This is a genomic window from Bartonella sp. AP36NXGY, assembly GCF_042195865.1.
Taxonomy (GTDB): Bacteria; Pseudomonadota; Alphaproteobacteria; order Rhizobiales; family Rhizobiaceae; genus Bartonella.
Genome location: NZ_JBHIPD010000111.1, coordinates 1 through 1082, shown reverse-complemented (window position 1 = coordinate 1082; position 1082 = coordinate 1). Strand labels below are relative to the sequence as shown.

The window sequence follows — 1082 nt, the reverse complement described above, 5'->3', positions numbered from 1 at the left end:
GGGGGTTTGTTTTTTTGATTAGAATTGGAATGAAGGCTAGTATGTTTATTCCTAGCCCAACTCACCATCTACACCACAATAATCACAGGCACACTCACTACACTACTAAGCTCACACTGATTTCTCGCCTGAGCAGGCCTAGAAATAAACATACTAGCCTTCATTCCAATTCTAATCAAAAAAACAAACCCCCGTTCCACAGAAGCCGCTACCAAATACTTCCTAATACAATCCACCGCATCCATAATTCTTATAATAGCAACTACCCTCAACAACCTACTATCAGGACACTGAATAATAACAAGTACCACCAATCAACTCCCATCATTAATAATAACTGCTGCCCTTGCTATAAAACTAGGAATAGCCCCCTTTCACTTTTGAATTCCAGAGGTCACCCAAGGAACACCCCTAATTCCTGGCCTACTCCTCCTCACATGACAAAAACTAGCCCCCATCTCAATTATATACCAAATTCACCCATCAATCAACACCTGTGCCCTCATAACCCTCTCAACCCTATCTATTATAGCAGGTAGCTGAGGAGGCCTAAACCAGACACAATTACGCAAAATTATAGGATACTCCTCAATCACTCACATAGGCTGAATGATAATAACACTAACATACAACCCAACCATCACAACCCTCTACTTAACCACATACATCGCCCTAACAACCACCATATTCCTATTCCTCAATCTAAACTCAAACACCACAACCCTTACACTGTCCCTTACCTGAAACAAATCACCCCAACTCATACCACTAACAATATTCACCCTCATATCCCTAGGAGGTCTACCTCCACTAACCGGCTTTCTACCTAAATGAATAACTATTCAAGAACTTGCAATAAACAACAACTTCATCATCCCCTCCATCATAGTCGCCATAACCCTACTTAACCTGTACTTCTACATACGCCTAATCTACACTGTCTCAGTATCACTATTCCCCACTCCTAACAACACAAAGATGAACTGACAACTTGAAAACACAAAACCAACACCCCTCACCCCCACACTCACCATCATTTCTACCCTCCTACTACCAATCACCCCCCTAATCCTAACTGTTCC

At 42.0% G+C, this 1082-nt stretch carries 1 protein-coding gene; it reads left to right on the top strand.

Going from position 1 to position 1082, the window contains the following annotated elements:
* Nucleotides 1-144: 144 nt before the first annotated feature.
* Entirely contained in the window at nucleotides 145-294 is a 150-nt protein-coding gene (locus ACFINX_RS10145; RefSeq protein ID WP_375621917.1) for a hypothetical protein, read from the top strand.
* Nucleotides 295-1082 lie beyond the last annotated feature (788 nt).